Annotated in this window: 20 protein-coding genes and 1 pseudogene; 10 read left to right on the forward strand and 11 right to left on the reverse strand. The window is 45.6% G+C overall.

The genetic code is table 11. The features are described from left to right. Positions 1–7 precede the first annotated feature (7 nt). Complete coding sequence (locus tag RJ47_RS17425) at positions 8–2,128, reverse strand: diguanylate cyclase domain-containing protein (protein WP_039485703.1); 2,121 nt, start codon at positions 2,126–2,128, stop codon at positions 8–10. Positions 2,129–2,445: 317 nt separating this feature from the next. Between RJ47_RS17425 and RJ47_RS17430 the strand changes: the two genes are divergently transcribed. Continuing rightward, positions 2,446–2,907, forward strand: coding sequence for a L,D-transpeptidase family protein (locus tag RJ47_RS17430; protein WP_038192209.1), 462 nt, complete (start codon positions 2,446–2,448; stop codon positions 2,905–2,907). Here the strand turns inward: RJ47_RS17430 and yddG are convergent. The 3 genes from yddG to RJ47_RS17445 form a co-directional block, all read right to left on the reverse strand. Beyond that, on the reverse strand, positions 2,888–3,793 hold the full coding sequence (yddG, locus tag RJ47_RS17435) for an aromatic amino acid DMT transporter YddG (protein WP_039485705.1): 906 nt from the start codon (positions 3,791–3,793) through the stop codon (positions 2,888–2,890). The genes RJ47_RS17430 and yddG overlap by 20 nt on opposite strands. 63 nt (positions 3,794–3,856) lie before the next feature. Continuing rightward, entirely contained in the window at positions 3,857–4,255 is a 399-nt protein-coding gene (locus RJ47_RS17440) for an OsmC family protein (RefSeq protein ID WP_039485707.1), read from the reverse strand. A gap of 109 nt (positions 4,256–4,364) precedes the next feature. After that, on the reverse strand, positions 4,365–4,931 hold the full coding sequence (locus RJ47_RS17445; RefSeq protein WP_039485709.1) for a hypothetical protein: 567 nt from the start codon (positions 4,929–4,931) through the stop codon (positions 4,365–4,367). A gap of 202 nt (positions 4,932–5,133) precedes the next feature. On the opposite strand from RJ47_RS17445, the gene RJ47_RS17450 reads away from it, so the two are divergent. Genes RJ47_RS17450 through RJ47_RS17460 form a run of 3 tightly spaced genes read left to right on the forward strand, consistent with a single transcriptional unit; the run spans position 5,134 to position 8,307 of the window. Further along, positions 5,134–6,291, forward strand: coding sequence for a DUF6035 family protein (locus tag RJ47_RS17450; RefSeq protein WP_197058154.1), 1,158 nt, complete (start codon positions 5,134–5,136; stop codon positions 6,289–6,291). A gap of 55 nt (positions 6,292–6,346) precedes the next feature. After that, complete coding sequence (locus RJ47_RS17455) at positions 6,347–7,207, forward strand: radical SAM protein (protein ID WP_039485712.1); 861 nt, start codon at positions 6,347–6,349, stop codon at positions 7,205–7,207. Next, the gene (locus tag RJ47_RS17460; RefSeq protein WP_039485715.1) at positions 7,204–8,307 is read left to right on the forward strand and encodes a phosphoribosyltransferase; all 1,104 of its coding nucleotides are present in this window, start codon (positions 7,204–7,206) and stop codon (positions 8,305–8,307) included. The genes RJ47_RS17455 and RJ47_RS17460 overlap by 4 nt, the downstream gene beginning before the upstream one ends. A 99-nt stretch (positions 8,308–8,406) precedes the next feature. On the opposite strand, the pseudogene RJ47_RS21075 reads toward RJ47_RS17460, so the two are convergent. The 5 genes and pseudogenes from RJ47_RS21075 to RJ47_RS17480 form a co-directional block, all read right to left on the reverse strand. Next, positions 8,407–8,526: pseudogene (locus tag RJ47_RS21075) on the reverse strand (osmotically inducible protein OsmC); the annotation flags it as partial. A gap of 11 nt (positions 8,527–8,537) precedes the next feature. Beyond that, a complete protein-coding gene (locus RJ47_RS17465; protein WP_039485718.1) occupies positions 8,538–9,533 on the reverse strand; it encodes a Gfo/Idh/MocA family protein in 996 nt (331 codons plus the stop codon). 45 nt (positions 9,534–9,578) lie between these two features. Further along, on the reverse strand, positions 9,579–10,193 hold the full coding sequence (locus RJ47_RS17470; RefSeq protein WP_039477035.1) for a LysE family translocator: 615 nt from the start codon (positions 10,191–10,193) through the stop codon (positions 9,579–9,581). 88 nt (positions 10,194–10,281) lie between these two features. Continuing rightward, positions 10,282–11,205 (reverse strand): LysR family transcriptional regulator, encoded by a 924-nt coding sequence (locus RJ47_RS17475; RefSeq protein ID WP_039485721.1) that lies wholly within the window; start codon positions 11,203–11,205, stop codon positions 10,282–10,284. Then, positions 11,195–11,644: an Lrp/AsnC family transcriptional regulator gene (locus RJ47_RS17480; RefSeq protein WP_038134973.1), complete on the reverse strand. Its 450-nt coding sequence runs from the start codon at positions 11,642–11,644 to the stop codon at positions 11,195–11,197. The genes RJ47_RS17475 and RJ47_RS17480 overlap by 11 nt, the downstream gene beginning before the upstream one ends. Positions 11,645–11,840: 196 nt before the next feature. On the opposite strand from RJ47_RS17480, the gene yjeH reads away from it, so the two are divergent. After that, positions 11,841–13,106: an L-methionine/branched-chain amino acid transporter gene (gene yjeH, locus RJ47_RS17485; RefSeq protein ID WP_039485724.1), complete on the forward strand. Its 1,266-nt coding sequence runs from the start codon at positions 11,841–11,843 to the stop codon at positions 13,104–13,106. On the opposite strand, the gene RJ47_RS17490 is transcribed toward yjeH, so the two are convergent. Further along, positions 13,103–14,557, reverse strand: coding sequence for a PLP-dependent aminotransferase family protein (locus RJ47_RS17490; RefSeq protein WP_419831551.1), 1,455 nt, complete (start codon positions 14,555–14,557; stop codon positions 13,103–13,105). The genes yjeH and RJ47_RS17490 overlap by 4 nt on opposite strands. Before the next feature lie 96 nt (positions 14,558–14,653). Between RJ47_RS17490 and RJ47_RS17495 the strand changes: the two genes are divergently transcribed. Next, on the forward strand, positions 14,654–15,310 hold the full coding sequence (locus RJ47_RS17495; protein WP_039485729.1) for a pyridoxamine 5'-phosphate oxidase family protein: 657 nt from the start codon (positions 14,654–14,656) through the stop codon (positions 15,308–15,310). Positions 15,311–15,323: 13 nt separating this feature from the next. Here the strand turns inward: RJ47_RS17495 and RJ47_RS17500 are convergent, their stop codons facing one another. After that, positions 15,324–16,331: an AraC family transcriptional regulator gene (locus RJ47_RS17500; protein ID WP_082016360.1), complete on the reverse strand. Its 1,008-nt coding sequence runs from the start codon at positions 16,329–16,331 to the stop codon at positions 15,324–15,326. Between the two features lie 106 nt (positions 16,332–16,437). Between RJ47_RS17500 and RJ47_RS17505 the strand changes: the two genes are divergently transcribed. The 4 genes from RJ47_RS17505 (at position 16,438) to RJ47_RS17520 (ending at position 20,838) form a co-directional block, all read left to right on the forward strand. Continuing rightward, complete coding sequence (locus RJ47_RS17505; RefSeq protein WP_039485731.1) at positions 16,438–16,761, forward strand: hypothetical protein; 324 nt, start codon at positions 16,438–16,440, stop codon at positions 16,759–16,761. Beyond that, the gene (locus RJ47_RS17510; RefSeq protein ID WP_039485734.1) at positions 16,761–17,984 is read left to right on the forward strand and encodes an HlyD family secretion protein; all 1,224 of its coding nucleotides are present in this window, start codon (positions 16,761–16,763) and stop codon (positions 17,982–17,984) included. The genes RJ47_RS17505 and RJ47_RS17510 overlap by 1 nt, the downstream gene beginning before the upstream one ends. Before the next feature lie 113 nt (positions 17,985–18,097). Next, positions 18,098–19,411, forward strand: coding sequence for an ABC1 kinase family protein (locus RJ47_RS17515; RefSeq protein ID WP_039485737.1), 1,314 nt, complete (start codon positions 18,098–18,100; stop codon positions 19,409–19,411). An 80-nt stretch (positions 19,412–19,491) separates the two neighbouring features. Next, on the forward strand, positions 19,492–20,838 hold the full coding sequence (locus RJ47_RS17520) for a magnesium transporter (RefSeq protein WP_005469595.1): 1,347 nt from the start codon (positions 19,492–19,494) through the stop codon (positions 20,836–20,838). Positions 20,839–21,739 lie beyond the last annotated feature (901 nt).

Genomic DNA, 21,739 nt, shown 5'->3' on the forward strand with positions numbered 1-21,739 from the left:
TGAGTCATCAAACAACTTCAATCAAGCTCACGCTGCCACTGACCGTATTTCTGCCTAGCTCTTTTGCCCGATACAGTGAGTCATCCGCTTCGACATACAAGCGGTCGAAGCTGAACTCACTTTGATTGAGCTCCAATACCGCATACCCCACAGAGACGGTGAGAAACTCGCTGCACGTATTGAGATGATGCGGAATTTGCTCATCCTCAATGCATTTTCGGATACATTCCGCCAAATGGGCAACACGTTCTGGGGATTGATTTACCACCAGCAAGGCAAACTCCTCGCCACCAATTCGGCAAAACACTTCGTTTTCCGACTGAGTGTGATGCTGCAAAATATTGCCAATTCGCATCAACGCGATATCGCCTTGCATATGGCCGTAATGATTGTTGTACAAACCAAAATGATCGATATCGACCAAGATTAAACCGTAATGTTGGCTCCCATCCTCGCAACTCATACACAACTCTTCTAACGTCGTTTCGAGCATGCGACGGTTACCCAATCGCGTCAACGGATCCATCTTTGCCATCATTTCAAGCTGTTCATTCGCTTTCTGTAGGTCCCGAGTACGCGCTTTCACTTCTTGCTCTAGATTCTCGTTCATCTGGTGGATTTCTTCTTGAGCCCGAGTGCGCAACAGAACTTCCGTCAGATTGGACGCAAACATGCGAATGACCTCTCGCAGTTGGTGCGTCAGAGGGGTTCGTTTAATCAGATTGTCCGCTGCGATAAACGCAATAGGCTCCCCGTTATTGTCGACAAGCATCGTCATCGCTGTCCAACCAAAACCTACAATATGGAAGTCATGGTAGATGGGAACCGACTCTTCAAACACCACATCGTTTGGGCTGACTTTAGCCGCATTCACGATTGAGCGCTCGACAGTATCTGAACGGTAGTAGGATTCGTCCACCACATTACCCTGAATATCGGTCCCCCAAGTACCTTGCATGTGGGTACACTCTTTGTCGGTCAAAAATACCGCAAAACGATCAATCCCCAAGCGGTTAATAGCAAAGGTGACCGCAGATTTACATACTTCGCTCACTGTCATGCAGCGCGACAACTCAACCATACTGGCGTGTAACATGCGCACATTTTGTTCTTGACGTTTACGAATATAAATCTGGGAAAGGAGTGAGCCAAATGACTCAAGCATCTGGCGTTGATAGGAGGTAATAGGATTACGATTAATATAGTTGTCGAGCGCAATCCAACCAATGATCTCTTCGCCATCACGGAGGATAAGCATACCGTTCCAGCCCTGACCAATGACGTTGCCAGCGGTGTACAATGGCGCACCGTCAACAATCACTAGGTTTTCTTTCCCTTCAAACAAGGCGTTAATGTAGGTTTCTTCAAGCTGATGCAAATCATATTGGGTATGGTGCTCACTGGCTGTGTTACCGAACTCGTCGGTACCGTAAGTCCCACTAAAGCAGCGCTTTTTAATGTCGAGCAGCATAAACACAGCGCGGTCGAACCCTAGTTTATCTCGCACTGACTCAACCGCCATTCGATACAACTCATCAAGATTAGATGGGTTAGAGATGTCCACCGCCACTTGCTGGACAAGTTTCATATTCTCAATAAACAGTTCGCGCTGTTTGATGACATCTAAATATTTGGCTTCTTTGATGTCTCGCTGTTTGAACTCTTTCGCGGCTTCGGTTTCCGCGCGAACACATTGCCAGCGCGCGGCGATAATCTGTAGCGCCTCCAGTTGATTGCTCTCATTCGACTGGCTGATACGCTGAGGATCCACATTCTCGGCAATAAGGTAGGTACGCATTTCAGGATGATTGTCGAGCATAAACACATAGCTCTCAGATGACATGTGCTCTTCGTATGCCCATTGACACGTGTTCATTTTTAGAGGCAGAAGACCATCAGAGGTGTCAAATTGCGATACCCAAGTCCAGAAGGTTTTAGGGTATAGTTCTAAGTCAGCGGGTTCCCCTTTCTTGTAAAGGAATTCAGCGGAGTTGCCGCCTTTCGGTTCGCTGAACACACCGATGTGCTCTACACCCAAGAGTTCATCGATATACTGGAACAACGAATTAGCGAGAAACCGTTGGTTCCTAGCTGATAAGATGTTTTTGAGTAGCATTCGTGGGAACATAATCCTAGCCTGGACCTTTTTTATTATCTTTTTTCGATTAAAAAAGTAACAGTTACCAAGGTGCAATCAAATGTTATTCAGGGCCATTGTTAACTGCCTCGCATTTCATATGAAGCAAGTTTACGAGATATGATACGACTTACATTTTTTATGATCTTATTTCCAAAACTTACATTAGTGAGCAATATGTAATTTGTTTATCCGATAAGACCTCGAAGAAAGAGGATCATCCCTAAGTTTGGATCGGTATAAAATAAAAGTACCAAGGGCGCATAACCCTAACACCTCTGGAGAGACCATTGAAAAAACTATTGTTGATGACGTTACTGACTCTGTTTTCAGCAGTGTCCATCGCAGGCGTAGACTTAGTTAAAGTGGATAAATCTAAACGCAGAATGTACCTGATGGAAGGCAAAGAGGTGGTGCGGGAGTATAGAGTCGCTCTGGGGAAATCACCAAAAGGACATAAGAGACAGGAAGGCGATCAAAAAACCCCAGAAGGTCGCTACTATCTCGATTTTGTTATCGAAGACTCGCAATATTATAAGTCGATCCATATTAGCTACCCCAACCTGCGGGATAGAACGTATGCAAGGGTACACAACCTCGACCCAGGCGGAGACATCAAGATACACGGTTTGAAAAACGGAGAGCGTCGTCCAGCCAATTATGTGCAAAGCTTTGACTGGACAGACGGCTGTATCGCCATTACTAATCAAGAAATGGACGAGTTACTCAGCCTAGTGACTGTTGGCACGCCTATCGAGATTGTTTGGTGATCGGTTTATCTCGTGTCACCCACCAGCACATCAACGACCCCAAGGTCACCATCACGACGCCCTGTAGAAAACTAGACGACAGTGCAATCCCTAAAATAATCGACGAAATAATGGTCGATAAGACAGGGGTAAAATACGACAACGTCGCCAGTAGCACCATGTTCCCACCAATGATGGCGTAGTTCCATAACGCATAGCCACTGCCCATAAACACGCCAGCTACCAAAAGTAAGCTGCCAGACTCTAACGTCACATTCATTCCGGTTTCTGCGCTTAGGGCGTATTTGATCCAGAGAGAAATCGCCGTCATGATGAAAAACAGCGTGATAGCATTTTGCCCATTGGAAATTCGCTTGGTCAAATTACAGTAGATTGCCCATAGGAAAGCGCCAACAAACGCCATCGCGTAGGTCGTCGGGTTAGTGGCAATGTTGGCACTGATTTGGGTTAAAGAGAGCCCTTGATCGCCAGAAATACTCCATGCGACGCCCACAAACGCCAGTGCCACACTTGGATACACCAATAGATTGGTTTTCTTGCCACTCACCAGCACCGCTAAAAGCACGGTTAACGCTGGCCATAAGTAATTAATCACCAACATTTCAATGGCTTGTTGGCGATCATTCGCCATTGCCAAAGCCAGAGCTAAACACATCTCATAAGCGACAAAAAGCCCGCCGCCGAGCAGCACGTAACGCAGAGAATATTGGCGCCATTTGGGCACGCCCATCACCGCGACAAGAAACAGGGCAGCAACGGTGTAAATCGACGCGGCTCCGCCAACAGGACCAAGCATTTCCGTTACCGCACGGGCAACGCCCATCACACTGCTCCAAAGCAGAATGGCCGCAATACCGGCGATAGTAAATTTATGGGTTTGAAACATAGTGATTATCTTCGTCAAAAAAGCCGAGCAAATTGCTCGGCTAGTTATGAGGTGAGCGTGAAACTAGATGATTTCCCAACTGTGTGTCATCTCCACACCTTGGCCAAGCATCAAACACACTGAACAATACTTTTCCAGAGAATCGGCAGCGACTTTCGCGACAACCTCTGCATCTAGGCTCTCTCCAGACACTTCAAAATGAATATTCACCTTAGTAAAAATACGTGGTGCCGTTTCACGACGCTCTGTGGTCAACTTGGCAGTACATGCTGTCACAGCTTGACCCGCTTCTTTGAGCCCATCGACAACGTCTACCGAGCTACAACCACCAGCGGCCATCAATACCATTTCCATCGGGCTTGGCGCGGTCGCACCGCCGTTGCCATCCATTACCACGGAATGCCCCGACTGGGAGTGACCTAAAAACTTAAACTCATCAATCCACTTAACTTCTGCTTTCATAATTCATACTTCCTATCCAATCGTAAAGAAGCCACTCAAACGAGTGACTTCTTTATATCTATGCTACTTTCGTTAATGGTTCTTAGTTTACCACCATATTTGATTAAGCCTACCGTTGAACCCATTTCTTCTTTGTTTCAGGAGAACGAATAATCTTGTTGCTTGACGAAAGAGAATTAACAGCCTTGGTAAAAACTTGCCTCGGTAGACCAAGTTCTGCCTGAAGCTTTTCATCCAATGCTCTTGGCTTAGACAAGGCATCATACAGCAACACTTCGGCAGCTTCATCCTTAGACTTAACCTGCTCAACAGGCAGCGCAACGACCTTTGATGTATCTCTTGTCCTTACTATTTCTGACTTAACATTGAACCTACTGCATTGATATTGAAATGCAGTAATTAGATTTGAGTCGTTGCTACGTAGTTGAAATACCAGCTTCGAGAGAGCTTTAATGTCATAGAGAGTTAAAAACCTCATAAGGTATGCAATGATACAAAAATCAGCCTGATTTGCTCCTGAAGGGTAATCAGAGATGTGTTGATACAAAGACTTTTCACAGTATTGCTCTATGTTTTCAGATTTAGAGAAGACAAAGACTCTATCTGATATAGATGCACTGACCTTCTCAACACCTTTTAACCCGACATTTTCAGCATCAACCAGAATTACCTTCATTTACTACGCCTCTAACAACTTTGATGCATATTAGTATAAGGGTATTTGCGTAAAACATATCTGACATATATTGATAGTAGGTGATTGAATTTATTCACTTATACGCAAAACCTGACATAGATCACGCGCCTCTGAACTGTATTTTTGTACAGAAGCAATAAAATGCACAATATATTTTGATGGAATGGTTGGGGAAACTGTTATGAGAAATATGACTTCGGTTTTTATGGCACACGAAGACAAGGTAATTGACGCAAATGAGTTCTTAGATGCTTGCGAAGAACAAGAGTTTTTCGAACTAAGGACAGCAATTGCCAAAAATAGGAAAACTAATCCTATCGCTCTATGCAATGTTTGCTTTCAACCTGTAGTTTTACGAGCAACGCCACAGCGAACAACCTTCTTTGCTCATGTAAAAGATTCCGAAGATTGTCCCATCAAAACAACTACGAATCTTACGATGGAAGAGATTCAGGCAATGAAGTACAACGGTCAAAAAGAAGGCAGACTGCACAGAGAAGGTAAACAAAAGTTAGCCGAATTTTTAAAGTCAGATCCTCTCTTTAATGATGAAATACATGTTGAAAAAACGTTTAGGGAGAAGAATCCTGTGGGGATTGCTAAACGCTGGAGAAGACCTGATATTTCAGCTCAATTGCTATCTGACAAACGAGAAATCGTATTTGAGCTCCAAGTATCAACCACTCTCCTTGATATTATTATTAGTAGAGAAGAATTTTACAAAAATAATGAGGCGTATATAACTTGGGTTTTCCTTGATTTTGACCCTGATAAATTCACAACTCTCGATATTGCCTATGCTAACAAAGCAAATGTATTTGTTTTCAATCAAGAAGCAAACCATGAATCTGAACTCAATAAGCGACTTGCTCTGAAATGCTACTACCGCCAACCATATATGACAGAAGATTTATCAATCTCATACAAGTGGGTTTCTGAGATTGTTGACTTTTCAATGCTCAAATACGATGAAGATAGTAAGAAGACATACTTCATCGATACCGAACAGCTCAGATCGCAGGTAATTGAACAGATTAATGACGAAAAGCTGAGGCTAAAGTTAGAGAAAGAAGAAAAAGAACGTCTTAGGAATGAAGCGATAAGGCAAGAGCAAGAAGAACGAAAGCGTCTCGATAAGTTAGCACGCTCCTACGCTCATTTCCCAAAGCCAAAGCAATACAAAGAAAAAGCCCGCAGATCTAAACAGCCCGTTCATACGCCCTCCTCTCAAAAATCGTTGGGAGATGCCTTAATATGTAGAAAGTGTATGAATATCGGAAAACCACGAAAGATAGGAAGACTAACAGTATGTAGCCGATGCGGTCACGAAATAACTTAGTCGCTCTGTTTTTTCACAATGCAATTAAACATATTCAACAAAACAAGGAACCAGTTTGAAGCAACAAAAAAAAACAAATAGCTTGGCAAATAACTCTTCTTCAAGAACAAAAAAATTGGCTAATGTATTCTCTGAGGGTGTCATTCGAGAGTTAGAGATATCTGTCAATTCACAGTGTAATCTAAACTGCATTGGTTGTGGCTTTAACGTCCCAAATCAACTATCCCCTTACAGTAAATTGGGCATAGATGAACATATAGATGCTTTATTAAACTTAAAACGCTGTGGCGTAAAAATCAACAAAATCATAATTGCTGGCGGTGAAGCAACCCTTTTCAAAGATTTGTACACCACGGTAAGGAAGATAAAAGATATAGATGTATCAAAAGAAGTTGAATTAGTAACAAATGGGCTATACCCGAAAGGTTTACCACCTGAGTTACTTTGTATATTAGATAGTATTGTTATTAGTGACTATATCAAAACAAACACTTTTGAATCTGCATGGACTGATTTTCTTCAAGGACATAATTTTAAAGGCAACATCGATTTTAGACGAAAAGATGCTTGGGATGACCTTCTTTCCGAAGTGTATAACAGTAGAGAAGAAACTGAACACCATTGGCAAACATGCTTTTACCGGAAGTTTGATGTCAGTTTAGAGCGTAGACGCATTTTTAGTTGCTCTCGAATCGCCAAAAAAGGTTGGGATGACCAAGGATTACTTATCAATGAAAAAACAAACTTAGAACAAGTAATTAATTACCTGTCTGATAAAAAACCGAAAGAGGCATGCTATTCATGTGCCACAGTCAATAGAGAATCGAGCATAAAAGTAGCTGTTCAAAGCTCAGGGAACTTAGAAAGAATAGCGGGTAAGTCTATTCAATACTTAAAAGAGAATAATAATAAATGAATAACAAACTTTACTTCGTGGTTGGCTTAGAAGGCTCAGGTAAAACCACTGCAACAAAGCTTCTTGCTGACAGTATTGAAGGTGGTGTTGCTGCCCAAACATCATCTCGACTGTTTGCATTTTTAGATAGTGAGGGGCTATCTCTAAAAGAAATTAACAACCTTCCTATCGAGCAACGGGAAGTCATAATAAATAAGTTTCATTATCAGCTTTATTATGACAAAGAAATAAATAAATTCTCATTTTTCGATGGACATATGTATGTAGATAACCTTGAACAAGGAATTAGAATCAGTGCAATGGCTAATGAAAATCGTTCTGTTAGCGATGGATTGATATTTTTGAATGCCTCATCAGTTCAAATCAATAAAAACATTACAAATGACAATCTTGCTCAAACTCGTTTTCGAGACTTGAAAAGCCGAAACAAACTTAAAGAACTGTCAGAAATCGAGTTTCAGGCTGCTGAGGATTATTGTCTTAAAAACAAACTTCAATTTGGTTTTTTAAACTCTACTCATGAAAATGGTGAATTTACAAGCAAACGATTCTCTGATGTTATATTTTTGAATAACTACTTTTTACCTCAGGATGAAGAGTTAAGAAGCAAGTATCAAGATCAATTCGATTTTGATCTTAAACCTTCGGCTCTTAGGGAGCGACACCTTGAAATTGGACGTTTAATTGAAGAATCTTTTCATTCCAAGATCGATATCGAAAAAAATAACTATCAAGTCATTTCTATGGATCGCTCAGGTAACTTCATCGCAAATGGTTTTGTCCATAACTTCGATGGACAATATTCTACATACCATCAAGGAAGCAGTAGTATCGACTTAGTTTCTATGGATCAAGATGTTGTTATCATTGACTCAGTAATTGATACAGGTGCAACAATCGAAGATATTGTCAGAAGATTACCAAACAACTACAACAAACAGATTCATGTTATCTGCCTATGCATCAATATTAAATCACTCCCTAAGCTACAAGCTCTTAGCAACAAAGTTACATTCCATTGTTTAGGATTTTCGAATAAAGAAGATCGACCTACTGGAAAAAAAGATATGGGCGCTCGTTTGTATGGTACAAGCAACTAAATAAAGGACCTTGATGCTTCGATTGAGCCACTATATGAAGTGGCTCCCTACTCGATATTCACAGCCACATGTTAAAATTCAGTTAAATTTCGGATGCTGTACCATCTCCATCGGGCTTGGCGCGGTCGCACCGCCGTTGCCATCCATTACCACGGAATGCCCCGACTGGGAGTGACCTAAAAACTTAAACTCATCAATCCATTTCACTTCAGCTTGCATCTGTTTTTCTCTTATTTGGTTGAGCTAATCGTATCTGTTGGGAACTTCACACCGGTTTGGCGGCGAATTTCCTCAAGTAATTTTGCCACAATCAAGGATCGTTGCGTGCACTTTTCATCTGCTGATTTCTGCTTGAACTGCCTAGCAAACTCTTGTGCTTCGTAATACATTGGGTTGGTCTCTTGCTTAACGCTCAGATCCACGCCTAAATCACGGCCTCGAGTGAATTTGGTGAGCTTCTTCGCTGTCGAGATCATATCAATCAACAGTACCCCCTCTTCCCCTTGTATTTCACTCGGTAAGTAGGAATCGCTGATTTTCGAGTGTTGCAAGACCACTTCAAAGCCATCGTAGCTCATAGTGACACTGCCACTGCCGTCCACTCCTGACTCCAAAAGGTGCGCTTGCGCATTCACTGCCAAGGGCTCACCAAACAGCTCAACTGCTGAACTCAAACAGTAGAAACCAATATCCATGATGGAACCGTTGGCAAACGCTGGATTGAACGTATTGGGATTTTCGCCCGCGAGGTATTTTTGATAACGCGACGAATACTGACAATAGGTGATCAAACCTTTGCGAATCTTGCCGATTCCCGAAAGGGCGTCTTTTAAACGCTTAAAGTTAGGCATATGACAAGACATAAAGGCTTCAAACAGAATCACATTGTGTTCTTTTGCCACCTCAAACATCTGCTGTGCGAGTGCAAAACTTGAGGCCATCGGTTTTTCAACGATAACGTGCTTACCCGCTTCCATCATTTGAATCGCTTGTGGGCCATGTAGGCTATTGGGGCTCGCTATGTACACGACATCGACCAAAGGTGATGTCGCTAGCGCATCAAGATCATCAAACAGCGCAGGGTTATCATACTTTTCCGCAAATTTTTCTGCACTTTCAAGTGAACGCGAATATACCCCTGAAAGTTGATACTCCCCCGATTTCAATGCCGCTTCAACAAACTGGTCTGTGATCCAGTTGGTCCCAATGACCGCAAGTCTTATCATTATTTTCTCCCTGATTGCCCATTCTAACGTGGGCATGGTTGTTATCTAGACTGTAAGCACGACTCGGATAGCAAGCAATATGAGTACCGCGCCAGACAATCTGTCGATCAACTGTGCTTTGGAACGAATTCTATCAATTATTTTCGGGCTGGATAGTAAAAAAGTAATCAAGGTATACCACAAACCATCGACCACCAAAGGCGTTGCAACGATCACCGTTTTGGCCGCATAGCCATCCCCAACTGCAACAAACTGGCTAAACAGTGCGATAAAGAAAAGAGCAATCTTAGGGCTAAGCAGTGAGATTAAAAAGCCTTCTCGCGCCGACTGCCAAAGGCTAGTTTGCTCACCCGATTCCAGCTTAGCGGCAACACCACCTTTCGAGCGCAGCGCATTGAATCCCAAGTAGGCTAAGTAGCCCGCGCCCGCGTAACTGATACTCTTAAACAATAGTGGGGATTGCTGCAGCACCACAGCCAAGCCGATAAGGGTAATAAACGCATAGATACCAATCCCTGTCGCATGAGCCCATGCCGCCGCGAGTCCATTCATACGGCCTCCTGCCAAGCTGTGTTTCGCCACGAGCGCCAGACTTGGCCCAGGCGACATCGCACCTAATAGGCAAATAGTAAACAGTGAAAGCCAAACCGTCAGAGTCATCTTTTTTTCCTAATTGTTGTGTCCTTTTATCAAGGTAAATGACACAAGTTATGATTTGAAATTGTCATTAATCATACCAATCATGATTTCAAATCATACCTATCGAATAAGGGCATGTTTGCATGACATGGAGGACCCGCTCTCTCATCCATTGATGCGCGCTATCGAGGTCATATTTAGGGTGCCACATCAGCCAATATTGGTGTGCCTGAGTATCAAAAGGGAGAGTCGCGTAAGTAAGTGGATACTCACGTGAGAGATTAATCGCAATATGCTCAGGCACAATCATCAAATAATCACTGGCAAGTAAGGCATTAATGGCAGCTGAAAAGAACGGCACTTTGAGTGCAATTCTGCGCTGATAACCTAATGCATTCAGGGCAATATCTGCAGGGCTGTCTTTGTCTCCTCCCCCCGTCACTTTGAGATGTGAATACGCCGTTATCTGGTCACAGCTCAGCGATTCAATGCTCGCCAATGGGTGGCTTTTTCGCATCAAGCACAGGGATTTGTCTTCGCCAATTTGAACACTGCTCAGATGTTTGGGCGGCTCTGGCAACATGGTAGATGCTAAATGTATGCCTTGCTCATTCATTTTGGAAAGATAGTCAGGCTGCCATAGACGATACGCCAGATTCACCTTCGGCGCATGCTCAGCACCGAGGGCGACAATATTGGGCAGAATATACTGCGCCACGTAGTCACTCGAGGATATGACAAACTCTTGTTGCCACAGCAAAGGATCAAACGGTTTATCATTGAGCAATTGATCTACCTCACCCAGCAGCTGAGCCAGCTTTCCTCTCATAGCCATCGCCTTTGGTGTCGGGATCAACTGATTGCCATCACGAACTAATAGGGAATCACCGCACAGCTCTCTCAGTTGGGACAGCTGTCTGCTTACTGCCGATTGAGTTAGATTGAGCTTCTCGGCGGCGCGACTCACATGGCACTCATCTAACAGCACTTGCAATGAGCGAAGCAGGTTTAGGTTGATCTGGTCAATGGCCATGGGTATTGAAAAACTCCGTTAAGACGGTATGGGTCATTAAATGTCGTAACTCAGGGATGGTTTGCAGTTCATCACGGACTTGATTCAACCGCTGCATGGTTGGCACTTCCACAAAGAGCATCATGTCAGTCTCGCCACTGATCGCATGACACCACTTCACCCCGTCAATCTGGTAGATCTTTTCTGCGTAAGTCTCGCAGTACTGAGTCGTCGAGGACATATCGAACTTAAGCGCCAAATAGGCTTGAATTTTAGGAGCGTCGCTTTGTTTATCTGCAAGTTGAGCGTGATAGCCCAAAATAACCTTTTCCTGCTCCAGCTTAGCAATGCGTGCCGTCACAGCCGAACGCGACAGATTGACCTGACGAGCAATGTCACTGACGGAGGATCTCGCGTTGCGTTTTAGTATCTCTATGATTTGATGATCAAATTTGTCCATATTCTTCCAGCTCATTACCCAACTTATCCTGTTGATTAAAAGTAATGTGACACAAACGCCCGACAGGGGAAAGTGTTCAATTTGACTTATCTAACAGGAATTTCCGTCACATTGACTTTTATCTACGACGAATTGATGGCTGTCATCATGTGAGTAATTGATTAAGCTGTAATCCACTAGCACAGGAAGCAATGCAATGAGCGAACTCAGAAAGGACATCACCTTAATCTCTGGCATAGGCCAACTCTCAACCACGTTACTCGGCACAGGTCTATTTATGGTGCCTGCCATCGCCGCGGGTATTGCTGGCCACTTTTCTCTCTGGGCTTGGTTGATTCTGTTTGTCGCCATTTGCCCAATCGCCCTAACGTTTGCCCAACTTGGAAAACGTTACCCAAATGCAGGCGGCACAGCCTACTTTGTCAGACAAGCGTTCAATAAGCGGTTAGAAAAAAGCGTCGCTTGGTTGTTTGTTAGCGTCATTCCTGTTGGCGTTCCCGCTGCGATTGCCTTGGCAGCCGGTTTTTTACAACAGCTTCTGCCACAGCCAATCAATAGCTCTCTTGTGGCACAAATTATCACCGTCGGTCTGCTTGTCGCGGTCAACCTCGCGGGGACCAAATCCTCTGGAAGGTTACAAACGGTCATCGCGCTGAGTATTTTCGCTCTCATCGCGAGCTTTTGGTGGCAAGGTTCAATTGGTACATCAGACATGGTTATGCCAGAACTTACTCAAGAATCCCTCTGGAGTATCGGCGCGGCGCTTGGTGTGATGTTTTGGTGCTTTGTCGGTATAGAAGCATTTGCGCATATGGGAGAAGAGTTTAAAAACCCACAACGTGATTTCCCTATCGCGATCTTGATTGGGTGTTTTATCGCAGGCGCAACGTACTGGGCTTGCTCGGTCGTGATTCTAAAATACCAAGCCTATGGTTCAGCGGGCTTTGACAGCGCCTCGATTCCTTGGCTGTCTGAGCAACTGTTTGGCGAGAAATTTAAACTGTTGATCAGTGGACTTGGATTCGCAGCCTGCTTCGCTAGCGTCAACCTCTACACACAAAGTTTGTCGAGAATGGTTTGGGCGCAAGCAAGGGATTATCGCCCAAATAGTGCACTGGCAAGACTCTCCATTCGTGGCGTTCCAGCCAATGCGACGATTGCGATTGCAGTCGTGCTGCTCATTTCCTGCGTGATTGGTGAAATCTCAGGACTCGATTTGGAGTTTTTCCTCAAGCTAGCTAATGGCATCTTCGTTCTGGTGTATCTGCTGGCCATGCTCTCTGCGTTCAAACTTTTGACTGGAGCTGGCCGTTGGCTAGCTGCGGTTTCGCTAATGCTTTGCGTGCTGGTCTTCGCTTGTTTGGGTTGGTCCATGCTTTACGCTTTGTGCGTATTCGGGCTTCTCTCGTTACCGTGGCAAAAGTATTCTGGCAAAAAAGAAACCCAAATCGAGCCCAACTAAGCCTGCGCCATTAGTGAGTCAAATATTCGCGCTAACTTGGCGATATTTGACTCTATGTCGTCCAATGCAACGTTACCAAACCCGAGCACAACACCTCCCCAATCTCGGGTTCTTCTCTGCTTAACCGCGCTGTCTTCGTAGTAACTAAGCGCACGAATGACTAGCCCATTTTCCGCGGCCTGAGAGACAAACTCCGCTTCGTCCACAGAGCAGCACCAGCTAAGCGTCACGTGCAACCCTGCCGCTTGGCTGATCACCTCAACCTGTGGCGAAAAATGGCGGTTAATCGACTGACAAGTCAGCGCATGCTTATGTTGATATAGACGACGCATCTTGCGAATGTGGCGCAGTAAATCACCCTCACGAATAAAATCTGCGAGCGCTTCTTGAGTATGGGTTGGCGTATCCCCTCCCATTGCATCTTTGACCACTAGACATTGCTCGACCATCGATTCAGGGACCACCATATAGCCAAGCCTCAGTCCATTGAACATCACTTTACTAAAGGAACCAATGTAAATTACACGGTTCGCGCCTCCCACATCACTGGCAAGACCTTGCAAACTTGTATAGGGACGATGAGCAAACTGAAACTCACTGTCGTAGTCGTCTTCAATAATCCAGCTCTTGCTTGCCACTGCCCATTGAATAAGCGCTAGACGCTGCTCTGTATTTAACGTCGTTCCCATCGGGTATTGATTACTGGGAGTGATATAGAGCGCTTTGGCACGGCTAGAGAAGACCTGCTGCAAGTCAAACCCTTGATGCTGACGCACGCAAAGTGGCTCGACCTGAACTCGATTCAAGTCGAGGATTTTACTCATTTGCGTATAACCCGGCTGCTCCATTAAAAGTGCATCGCCCGATTGCAAAATCACTCGACTTGCAATGTACAACGCCTGTTGAGCGCCCGAAGTGACCACAATCTGGCTTGGCGAGCACGAAACGCTGCGACTGGTCGCTAAGTAGTCGGCAATCGCGCTGCGCAGTGCCATACTCCCTTGCACGTCTTGGCAACCAAGCAAACTCAAGCGTCCCGAGTGGCGCTGCAAGAAACGCTGCCACTTTTCGATTGGAAACTGCGCCAAATCAGGAATACCGGGGGAGAATGGTTGATTCAACAATGGCCGCTCTCTGCACGCAGAAGGTGCGGGCGATTTGGGACTCCTATCCTTCACATTTAAGTAGTGTTCCGGAAGCTCTACAGCAACAAAGAACCCTGACCCTGGGCGGCTTTCAAGATAGCCTTCTGCGACGAGTTGTTCATAGGCAGCGATCACAGTATTGCGGCTTATAGAGAGCTCGAGTGCCAGCTTTCTCGTTGATGGCAGCTTGCCTCCAAGCGGCCACAAATGGCTAACGACTTTACTGCGAATGGCTTGAAAAAGCTGTTGTTGCAATGAGCTATTTTTGCAACTTAGGGTTAAATCCCCACTGTCGATTGGCGTCAAAACTGGATCCATCCATTATAAAAAACTGGCTCTAATCAAAGTACCACTTCGACGATACCTTATCACCTATGGAGCAATAAGAAAGGAAGTTTTGCGATGCTATCGACAACGAAAAGAACCGAAATCAACAAAGGACAGCACAAAGCTGTCTTTGACCCAGACCAACTGGACGCAATCATAGATGAGTCGTTGATCGCACATATTGCCATTACGACGGAAAGCGGTCCCGTGATCATTCCCATGCTGGCATGGCGAGTCGACCGCCACATCTACGTTCATGGGGCGAACAACAGCAGACTGATGCGTAATCTAAGCAAAGGAGAGCCCAGTTGTCTCACTTTTACCTTATTTGATGGATGGGTGCTTGCTCGATCGGCTTTTCACCACAGCGCACACTATCGCTCAGCCGTGGCTTTTGGCACCTTCGAACGCGTTGAAGATAAGCAGGAAAAGGATCAGGTGCTAAACCACTTTATCGAACACATCGCACCTGGTCGAACCGATCACGTTCGACTCAGTAGCGATAAAGAACTCGCGGCGACCATGGTGCTTCGTATTCCTCTCACGGAAGCCTCGGTGAAAATAAGTTGCTCAGGCGTGAATGATGACAAAAGTGATTTGGAGCGACCTGTTTGGGCGGGCGTCCTGCCCTATCGCACCGTCGTCGGGCCGCTTGAGCCAGCAGACGGGCTCGGTGACCTGCCAGAGCCCGACTACAGAGCGGCTTATGGAGACCGCTGGCACCGTTCATAGAAGGCACGTCGGGCTAAAAAAGATCTTGAAAGTGCTGCACATATTGTTTGGGCGTCAAACCGCGATGCTTTTTAAACATGCGATTGAAACTGGCGCTGTTTTGATAGCCCAAATGTGACGCGACTTCGTCAGGCGACAAACCGCGGCTGAGCAACTTCACCGCGGTATTACTCAGCACATACCCCATCACTGTCGTAAAGTTCATTCCAAATCCATGCAGCTTACGCTGAAACTGCTGAGTAGAAAGCCCCAGTAAACCCGAGACTCGTTCCAATGTCGGCAGCCCGTAATGACGACTGTAATTAATGACCTCATAGATCACCTTCACCTCATCGTCCGGTTCCGGCATATTCAGGAACTCATCCAAATCAGAGAAGTTCATCGCTAAACGTTGCTGAGGGAACAAGTTTTTCTGTTGTGTCGCCAAGCGTAAATCAGAGTGAAACCACATCTCGGTTTTACAATGGCTCCACTCCACAGGACAGCCAAAATATGCTTCATATTTTTCGCAGTTTTTACGCGTTCCCGACACCAGGACTCGCATTGGCGTAAAGTCCTCTCCAAGATAGCTACGTAAGATCTTCGTCATAAAGACCGCCACTCGAATACTGTCGTGAATCTTACACTGCGGCTCAATGTATGGGTTGTGGTAGATCCATTTTAAGATCGCACCACTTTGCGCCCCAGACAGATAGGCACCAGATTGAAGTGAGCTAAGCCCGTGGTTGATGCGACGAATGGTTGAGGCAAGATCGTAGCCGGACAAAAACCAACGAGAGATAGCGCCAAGTTTGCTGAGGTCAATTTCTCGACTTAACTCCAAAATCACATCGCTGTTTTCACTCTGCTCTTCGAGCTTTTCATACCAACGGTTGACCTCTGACAAAGGGAGCAGTGTCATTGGGTTCTCTAACGCGCTTTCAGGAATATGAAGCCCACCTTGCCTAATGCCATAGCGATGCTTCGCGAGTAAGTGGAGCTGCTTGATGCCAAGCGCACGAATAAATCGAACTTGATTCATACTGATTACATCATAAATCACTAAGTTGTGATTTAATCTGTCACAAAAAATCGATGTAGGCAAATCTCAAACACACTGGCGGCTCTCAGAATGATTGGAGACCTCAATGAGTTTGTTAAGCGTTCCTTTTGTCGGCACAGGCGCAGACACTGCACTTCATGTTGTTGCCGCTTTTGTCCTTATCGCCAGCGTTGGCGCCGCGATCGTTGGCTTTTGGAAGTTTCATGAACTGCCCATCAACAAAGCGCACAGTAAGGATCACCATCAAATAGGCTTAATCACCGCCCTCACATGGATCGGTTTCTTGTGGCATTGGGTTTGGGTTCTCGCCGTGATTCTTGCCTTTGTCGATATGGAAAAAGCGATTGTTAACCTTCGCGACACGTGGCGACATGCCCCAAAAACTGAAACACAACACGAGGAAGCATAATGTTAGAAGGCTTGGCCGTTTGGGCATTATTTATCTACTTACTTCGCCTAGTGGGAATGCCTTGGAACAAATTCACTCAAGGGTTCGCTTACCTCGGGGGCGCGTCTTGGCTAATGTTTGTCTGGGTTGGACTGATCAATTTCACCCCGATGGACTTATCCGGTGGTTCGGTGGTTCAATCACCTCATATTCAGCTTCGTCCTGACTCTGCCAACGTTACCGGAAAAGTCGAAGAGATATTTATTAAACCCAATCAATCAGTTAAAAAAGGGCAAGCGATTTACCGCCTTGATGATACCCAGTATCAAATCGCCTATAATCAAGCCAAGGTAACGGAAGAAGCCACCAGCGTGGCGAAAGAGGTCGCTCAAGAAGATGTAGCTATTGCCAAGGCGACCTACGCCTCAATGCAGCAAGACTTAACCACCACAGAGCGCCAGCTTGAAATGGCTAAAGTCGACTATGAACTGCAACAAAAGATGCTTAAACGCTACAAAGAGCAAAATCGCGTCGTCGAAAACACCATTACCGCCAGTGACATCGACAAACAAGAAACCTTAGTTGCGAAAGCGAAGCTCAATATCGAAACCATTGAATCTCAACTGCAAACCAAGCAAGTGGAAACGGATAAAGCGAAGCTGGCGATAAGCAAAGCGACACTCGCGGTCAAAGCCAAACACGCCGACTGGCAAAAAGCGCAAGAGCAACTCGCGAAAGCGAAATGGGATCTCGACAGTACTCTGGTTCGCGCACCAGCAGATGGGTTTGTGACTAACTTCATTCTACGTGAGGGGCAGCGCGTTTCCATGATGCCTCGCCTGCAAATGTACACCGAAGAAAAATACGTTCTGATGCGCGTTAACCATCAAGCGATTCGAAACGTGAAACCAGGCCAAGTCGCAGAATTTGCTTCTTCTGTTTACCCAGGAAAGATCTTTTCCGCAGAGGTTGAAGGCATTGTCGAAGGCACAGGAGAAGCACAAAGCAACTTGCTAGGTTTGGATCAATCGGTGCGGAAAACAACCGGACAAAACCTCCAAAACAAGCACCATTTCGTGAGGCTTAAAATCGAAGAACCAGAGGGGTACGATATCCCCGTCGGGTCCGTCGGGCTCGCATGGGTAAGTGGAGAAAAACCCATTGGGTTTATGGCTTTTCTTGATGCCATACGTGGAATCATCATCCGGATGAAATCGCAGCTGTACTTCTTCTATTCCATTTAAGGATCACCAAAACCGCTCAGAAATGAGCGGTTTCTCATTCTTATTGTGTCCAAATGCGTTTTTCTACCGTATAAACAAGGAGATTTAACCAACTAACTCAGCGGGAGAAGTTCATGTCGACTAAGGAACGCAGCCTTCCTACTCATCGCATCTCTAGGTTCAGTAAATTTGCCTCATTGGCAACACGGGTGACCGGAAACGTGATTGCCGAAGGCACCAAGCAAATCGCTCAAGGCAATAAACCGAATGTGCGCGATCTCCTGCTCACGCCAAAAAACATTCACCGCCTAACTCAACAATTGGCGCATCTTCGCGGCGCTGCGATGAAAATGGGCCAAATGCTATCAATGGATGCGGGTGATATTCTTGAGCCAGAACTCGCCGAAATCTTGGCAACATTGCGTTCCGACGCCGACCCAATGCCTTCAAAGCAGCTGAGCCAAACGCTCGCGGACGCGCTAGGGGCAGAGTGGAAATCTCAGTTCCTCGCCTTCAATTTTAAGCCCATCGCGAGTGCGTCGATTGGTCAGGTCCACCAAGCGTACAGTGATGATGGCGACAACATTGCGATAAAAGTTCAGTACCCTGGCGTGCGCAAAAGCATCGACAGCGATGTAGACAACGCCGGAACCCTGCTCAAAATGGTTGGACTGATCCCCGACTCTGTGGATTACAAAGGATTGCTGGAAGAAGCAAAGTGGCAACTTCATGATGAAGCAAACTATGTCAGAGAGGCGGAGTTTGCCCATCGCTATCGGGATGCATTGAAAGACTCCCCCCACTTTGTCGTGCCGAAAGTATATTCGCAGATCAGCTCAGAATCTGTCCTTGCAATGGAATACCTTGAAGGCGAGCCCATTGAGACTCTAGTCAACGAGCCTGAAGCAGTGCGAGACCGCGCCATGACAAACTTGCTCGACCTTCTGTTTAAAGAGCTGTTCGAGTTCAAAATGGTTCAAACCGATCCCAATTTTGCCAACTATCTCTTCATGCGAGAAACAGAGCAAATCGGGCTTCTGGATTTTGGCGCAACACGTGAATATAGCGAGCGATTCAGTTCCGGCTATCGGCAAGCGTTTCGTGCTGCCCTTAATCAAGATGAAACAGGGTTAAACAGCGCACTCGAACAAATCGGCTTTTTCAGCCAAGGCATTTTGCCCGAGCAACGCAGTGCGATTCTCAACTTGGTCAACATGGCGTGTGAACCTATGTTGGTTGACGAGGCGTACGACTTTAAACGCAGTGACTTAGCAACGCGATTGCGGCAAGCTGGCTCGGTGTTGAGTATGGAGCAAGACTACTGGCACACTCCACCTGCAGATGCTCTGTTCCTACATCGAAAAATCGGTGGTTTGTACCTTCTTGCTGCAAGGATTGGCGCGAAAGTCAACATTCATCGACTTGTCACGCCCTATCTAGGCACTTAACCACGTTAGGGGATTGTTTTTCTTCCACTTTAGAGTACCTTGATCATCAGTTTCTATTACATTGATATTCGAGGTACTCAGTGAGCCAATTGCAAGACCTCTCCGTACTGATCGAACAAATTGTTCAAGCGGAAGACGGTGAACAAGTTGCTATTTTAAATGACTCTATCGAAGACGGATTAGAACCCGGTGCAGTCGCCCTCATTCTCGAAGCTTTTCCCATCGACGAGCGTGTCCGTCTTTGGCGAAGCCTGCCTTTAGAACTGCATATTGAGGTCCTTACTGAAGCGCGTGCGGAAGTACGCTACTCGATCATTGAAGAGCTGTCGGAAATCGAGCTAAAGCTAACGCTTGCAAAGCTAGATAACCTCTCCTTAATCGAGTGGGCGGATTCTCTCCCAGAAGAGATCATCAACGAAGCCTTATCTCTAATTGAAAAAGATGAGCTTGAGCTCTACGACCAAGCCAATGAGTACGAAGATGATGAACTCGGTCGATGGGCAGAGCGAAAAGTCGTCACCCTACCGTTCAATATATCGGTTGAGAAAGCCAACATCTTGATGGAGCGATACAGCTACGACGCGCCGCAACAGATCTATTTAATCAACAAACGTAAGCAGTTCCGTGGGGTTGTCAATTATATTGATCTACTTCGCGCCGAGCCGACCGAGCGTCTTAAAAACATCGCCATAGAAAACGCGGTTACACTGGATGCGAAACTCTCGCTAGCAGAAACCATTGAAGCGCTGGAGCACTCGTCGGTTTCCGCCATGCCCGTCACGGATGAGACTCAAATGCTGGTTGGCGAAATTGATTGGCAGTTTGCGTTAAGTACCCAAAGAGAAATCTACGAATCTCGCTTGATGGCGGGTACCGGTATGGACGAAGGCGATGACCTGTTTGCGCCAGTGATGAAAAGCTCACAAAAACGTGGCGTGTGGTTGGGGATTAACCTAATGACCGCGATTTTGGCTTCTGTGACCATTGGACTTTTTGAAGATGTTATTGCCCAAGTGGTCGCGTTAGCCGTATTGATGCCGATTGTCGCGTCTATGGGAGGCATTGCGGGTAGCCAAACGCTGACCCTGATGATTCGTGCGATGGCATTAAACCAAATTACACCGGGTAACCGCTGGGCGCTGCTTAAAAATGAGATTGGAATTGGTTCGATAAACGGCTTGCTGTGGGCGCTAATTATTGGTGCGATGGCTGGGCTTTGGTTTCAATCGACGATACTCGGCGCCACTATCGCACTAGCGATAATCGTCAATATCATTACCGCAGCGCTATTTGGCGTGTTAATCCCTATTGCGTTGGATAAGCTGAAACTCGATCCTGCCCTCGCAGGCTCGGTGGTATTGACGACGGTTACGGATGTTGTGGGCTTTTTCGCCTTCTTAGGCACCGCAAGTTTGGTCATGCTGTAATCATATAGCTATTAAATATATCATTAGCAAATGTATGGTCACTTGCATTTTGCATTTTCATATTGCAAAGGGAAACGAAAAAAACGCCTATTTTGGCTAAAAATAGCGCAATTAAGCGCTATAAAAGTTGGCACATATACTGCAATAGTATTCATGACCCTTTTTAAGCCGAGGGTCACCTAGCCAACTGACGTTGTTAGTGAACTCAATTGTTCACACTTATATCAGCCAATCTCACTTATTGAGGTTGGCTTTTTTTTATCTTCAACTTTTTATCTTCAACAATGGTAGGCAAAGAATTGTTACGCGGGGTATCTCGATGGGAAGAGCAGAAAAAAGAAAACCCCACTAAGCTTTCGCCTAGTGGGGTCTAATCTTACTCGCAGCAATCCGGCTACTAATAGGTGCTCCCTGCATCTATTCCTTGATAGCACGCTGAATCCTTCAGCACTTTCCTTATCATCGCCATCCTAGCGGTGTCCTTGGCAATCCAGCCCGTTAACTTTCCTAGTTAACTCACATCACTTAATCCTTAAGCGGTGTCCCTGTTCTATCATCCTGATAGCATTGCCTTAGTCCGTTAAGCGTCCATTGTCTTTCCTTGTGTAACCATCCTAGTTACTAGCGTCCAGCCAATGTCCTTCGCTTTCCTTGCCGACCATTCATCCTGAATAATCGAATCTTCGTCCTGAAGATGACCTATCCTTGGGTCTTTCCTGTTCCGTGTCTGCTCCCTGCTGACAACTTAAGATTAAGCAATCGACCAAATTAAACAATCAAATATTGGAGAAAATCCCCCTATCAAAACTGAACAAAAACCAAACAAAAACATATAAAACAGATACTTAAGGATTGTTTTAGAGATTTTCTCAGGCTAGCTTCCGCTTTACGCTCACGCCTT

It is taken from the genome of Vibrio sinaloensis (assembly GCF_000808535.1).
Lineage (GTDB): Bacteria > Pseudomonadota > Gammaproteobacteria > Enterobacterales > Vibrionaceae > Vibrio > Vibrio sinaloensis_D.

Bases quoted from the DNA above. Each gene is read 5' to 3' on its own strand.
- RJ47_RS17425 (WP_039485703.1), bottom strand. From the start codon at position 2,128: ATGTTCCCACGAATGCTACTCAAAAACATCTTATCAGCTAGGAACCAA.
- RJ47_RS17430 (WP_038192209.1), top strand. From the start codon at position 2,446: ATGACGTTACTGACTCTGTTTTCAGCAGTGTCCATCGCAGGCGTAGAC.
- yddG (WP_039485705.1), bottom strand. From the start codon at position 3,793: ATGTTTCAAACCCATAAATTTACTATCGCCGGTATTGCGGCCATTCTG.
- RJ47_RS17440 (WP_039485707.1), bottom strand. From the start codon at position 4,255: ATGAAAGCAGAAGTTAAGTGGATTGATGAGTTTAAGTTTTTAGGTCAC.
- RJ47_RS17445 (WP_039485709.1), bottom strand. From the start codon at position 4,931: ATGAAGGTAATTCTGGTTGATGCTGAAAATGTCGGGTTAAAAGGTGTT.
- RJ47_RS17450 (WP_197058154.1), top strand. From the start codon at position 5,134: ATGAGAAATATGACTTCGGTTTTTATGGCACACGAAGACAAGGTAATT.
- RJ47_RS17460 (WP_039485715.1), top strand. From the start codon at position 7,204: ATGAATAACAAACTTTACTTCGTGGTTGGCTTAGAAGGCTCAGGTAAA.
- RJ47_RS17465 (WP_039485718.1), bottom strand. From the start codon at position 9,533: ATGATAAGACTTGCGGTCATTGGGACCAACTGGATCACAGACCAGTTT.
- RJ47_RS17470 (WP_039477035.1), bottom strand. From the start codon at position 10,193: ATGACTCTGACGGTTTGGCTTTCACTGTTTACTATTTGCCTATTAGGT.
- RJ47_RS17475 (WP_039485721.1), bottom strand. From the start codon at position 11,205: ATGGCCATTGACCAGATCAACCTAAACCTGCTTCGCTCATTGCAAGTG.
- RJ47_RS17480 (WP_038134973.1), bottom strand. From the start codon at position 11,644: ATGGACAAATTTGATCATCAAATCATAGAGATACTAAAACGCAACGCG.
- yjeH (WP_039485724.1), top strand. From the start codon at position 11,841: ATGAGCGAACTCAGAAAGGACATCACCTTAATCTCTGGCATAGGCCAA.
- RJ47_RS17495 (WP_039485729.1), top strand. From the start codon at position 14,654: ATGCTATCGACAACGAAAAGAACCGAAATCAACAAAGGACAGCACAAA.
- RJ47_RS17500 (WP_082016360.1), bottom strand. From the start codon at position 16,331: ATGAATCAAGTTCGATTTATTCGTGCGCTTGGCATCAAGCAGCTCCAC.
- RJ47_RS17505 (WP_039485731.1), top strand. From the start codon at position 16,438: ATGAGTTTGTTAAGCGTTCCTTTTGTCGGCACAGGCGCAGACACTGCA.
- RJ47_RS17510 (WP_039485734.1), top strand. From the start codon at position 16,761: ATGTTAGAAGGCTTGGCCGTTTGGGCATTATTTATCTACTTACTTCGC.
- RJ47_RS17515 (WP_039485737.1), top strand. From the start codon at position 18,098: ATGTCGACTAAGGAACGCAGCCTTCCTACTCATCGCATCTCTAGGTTC.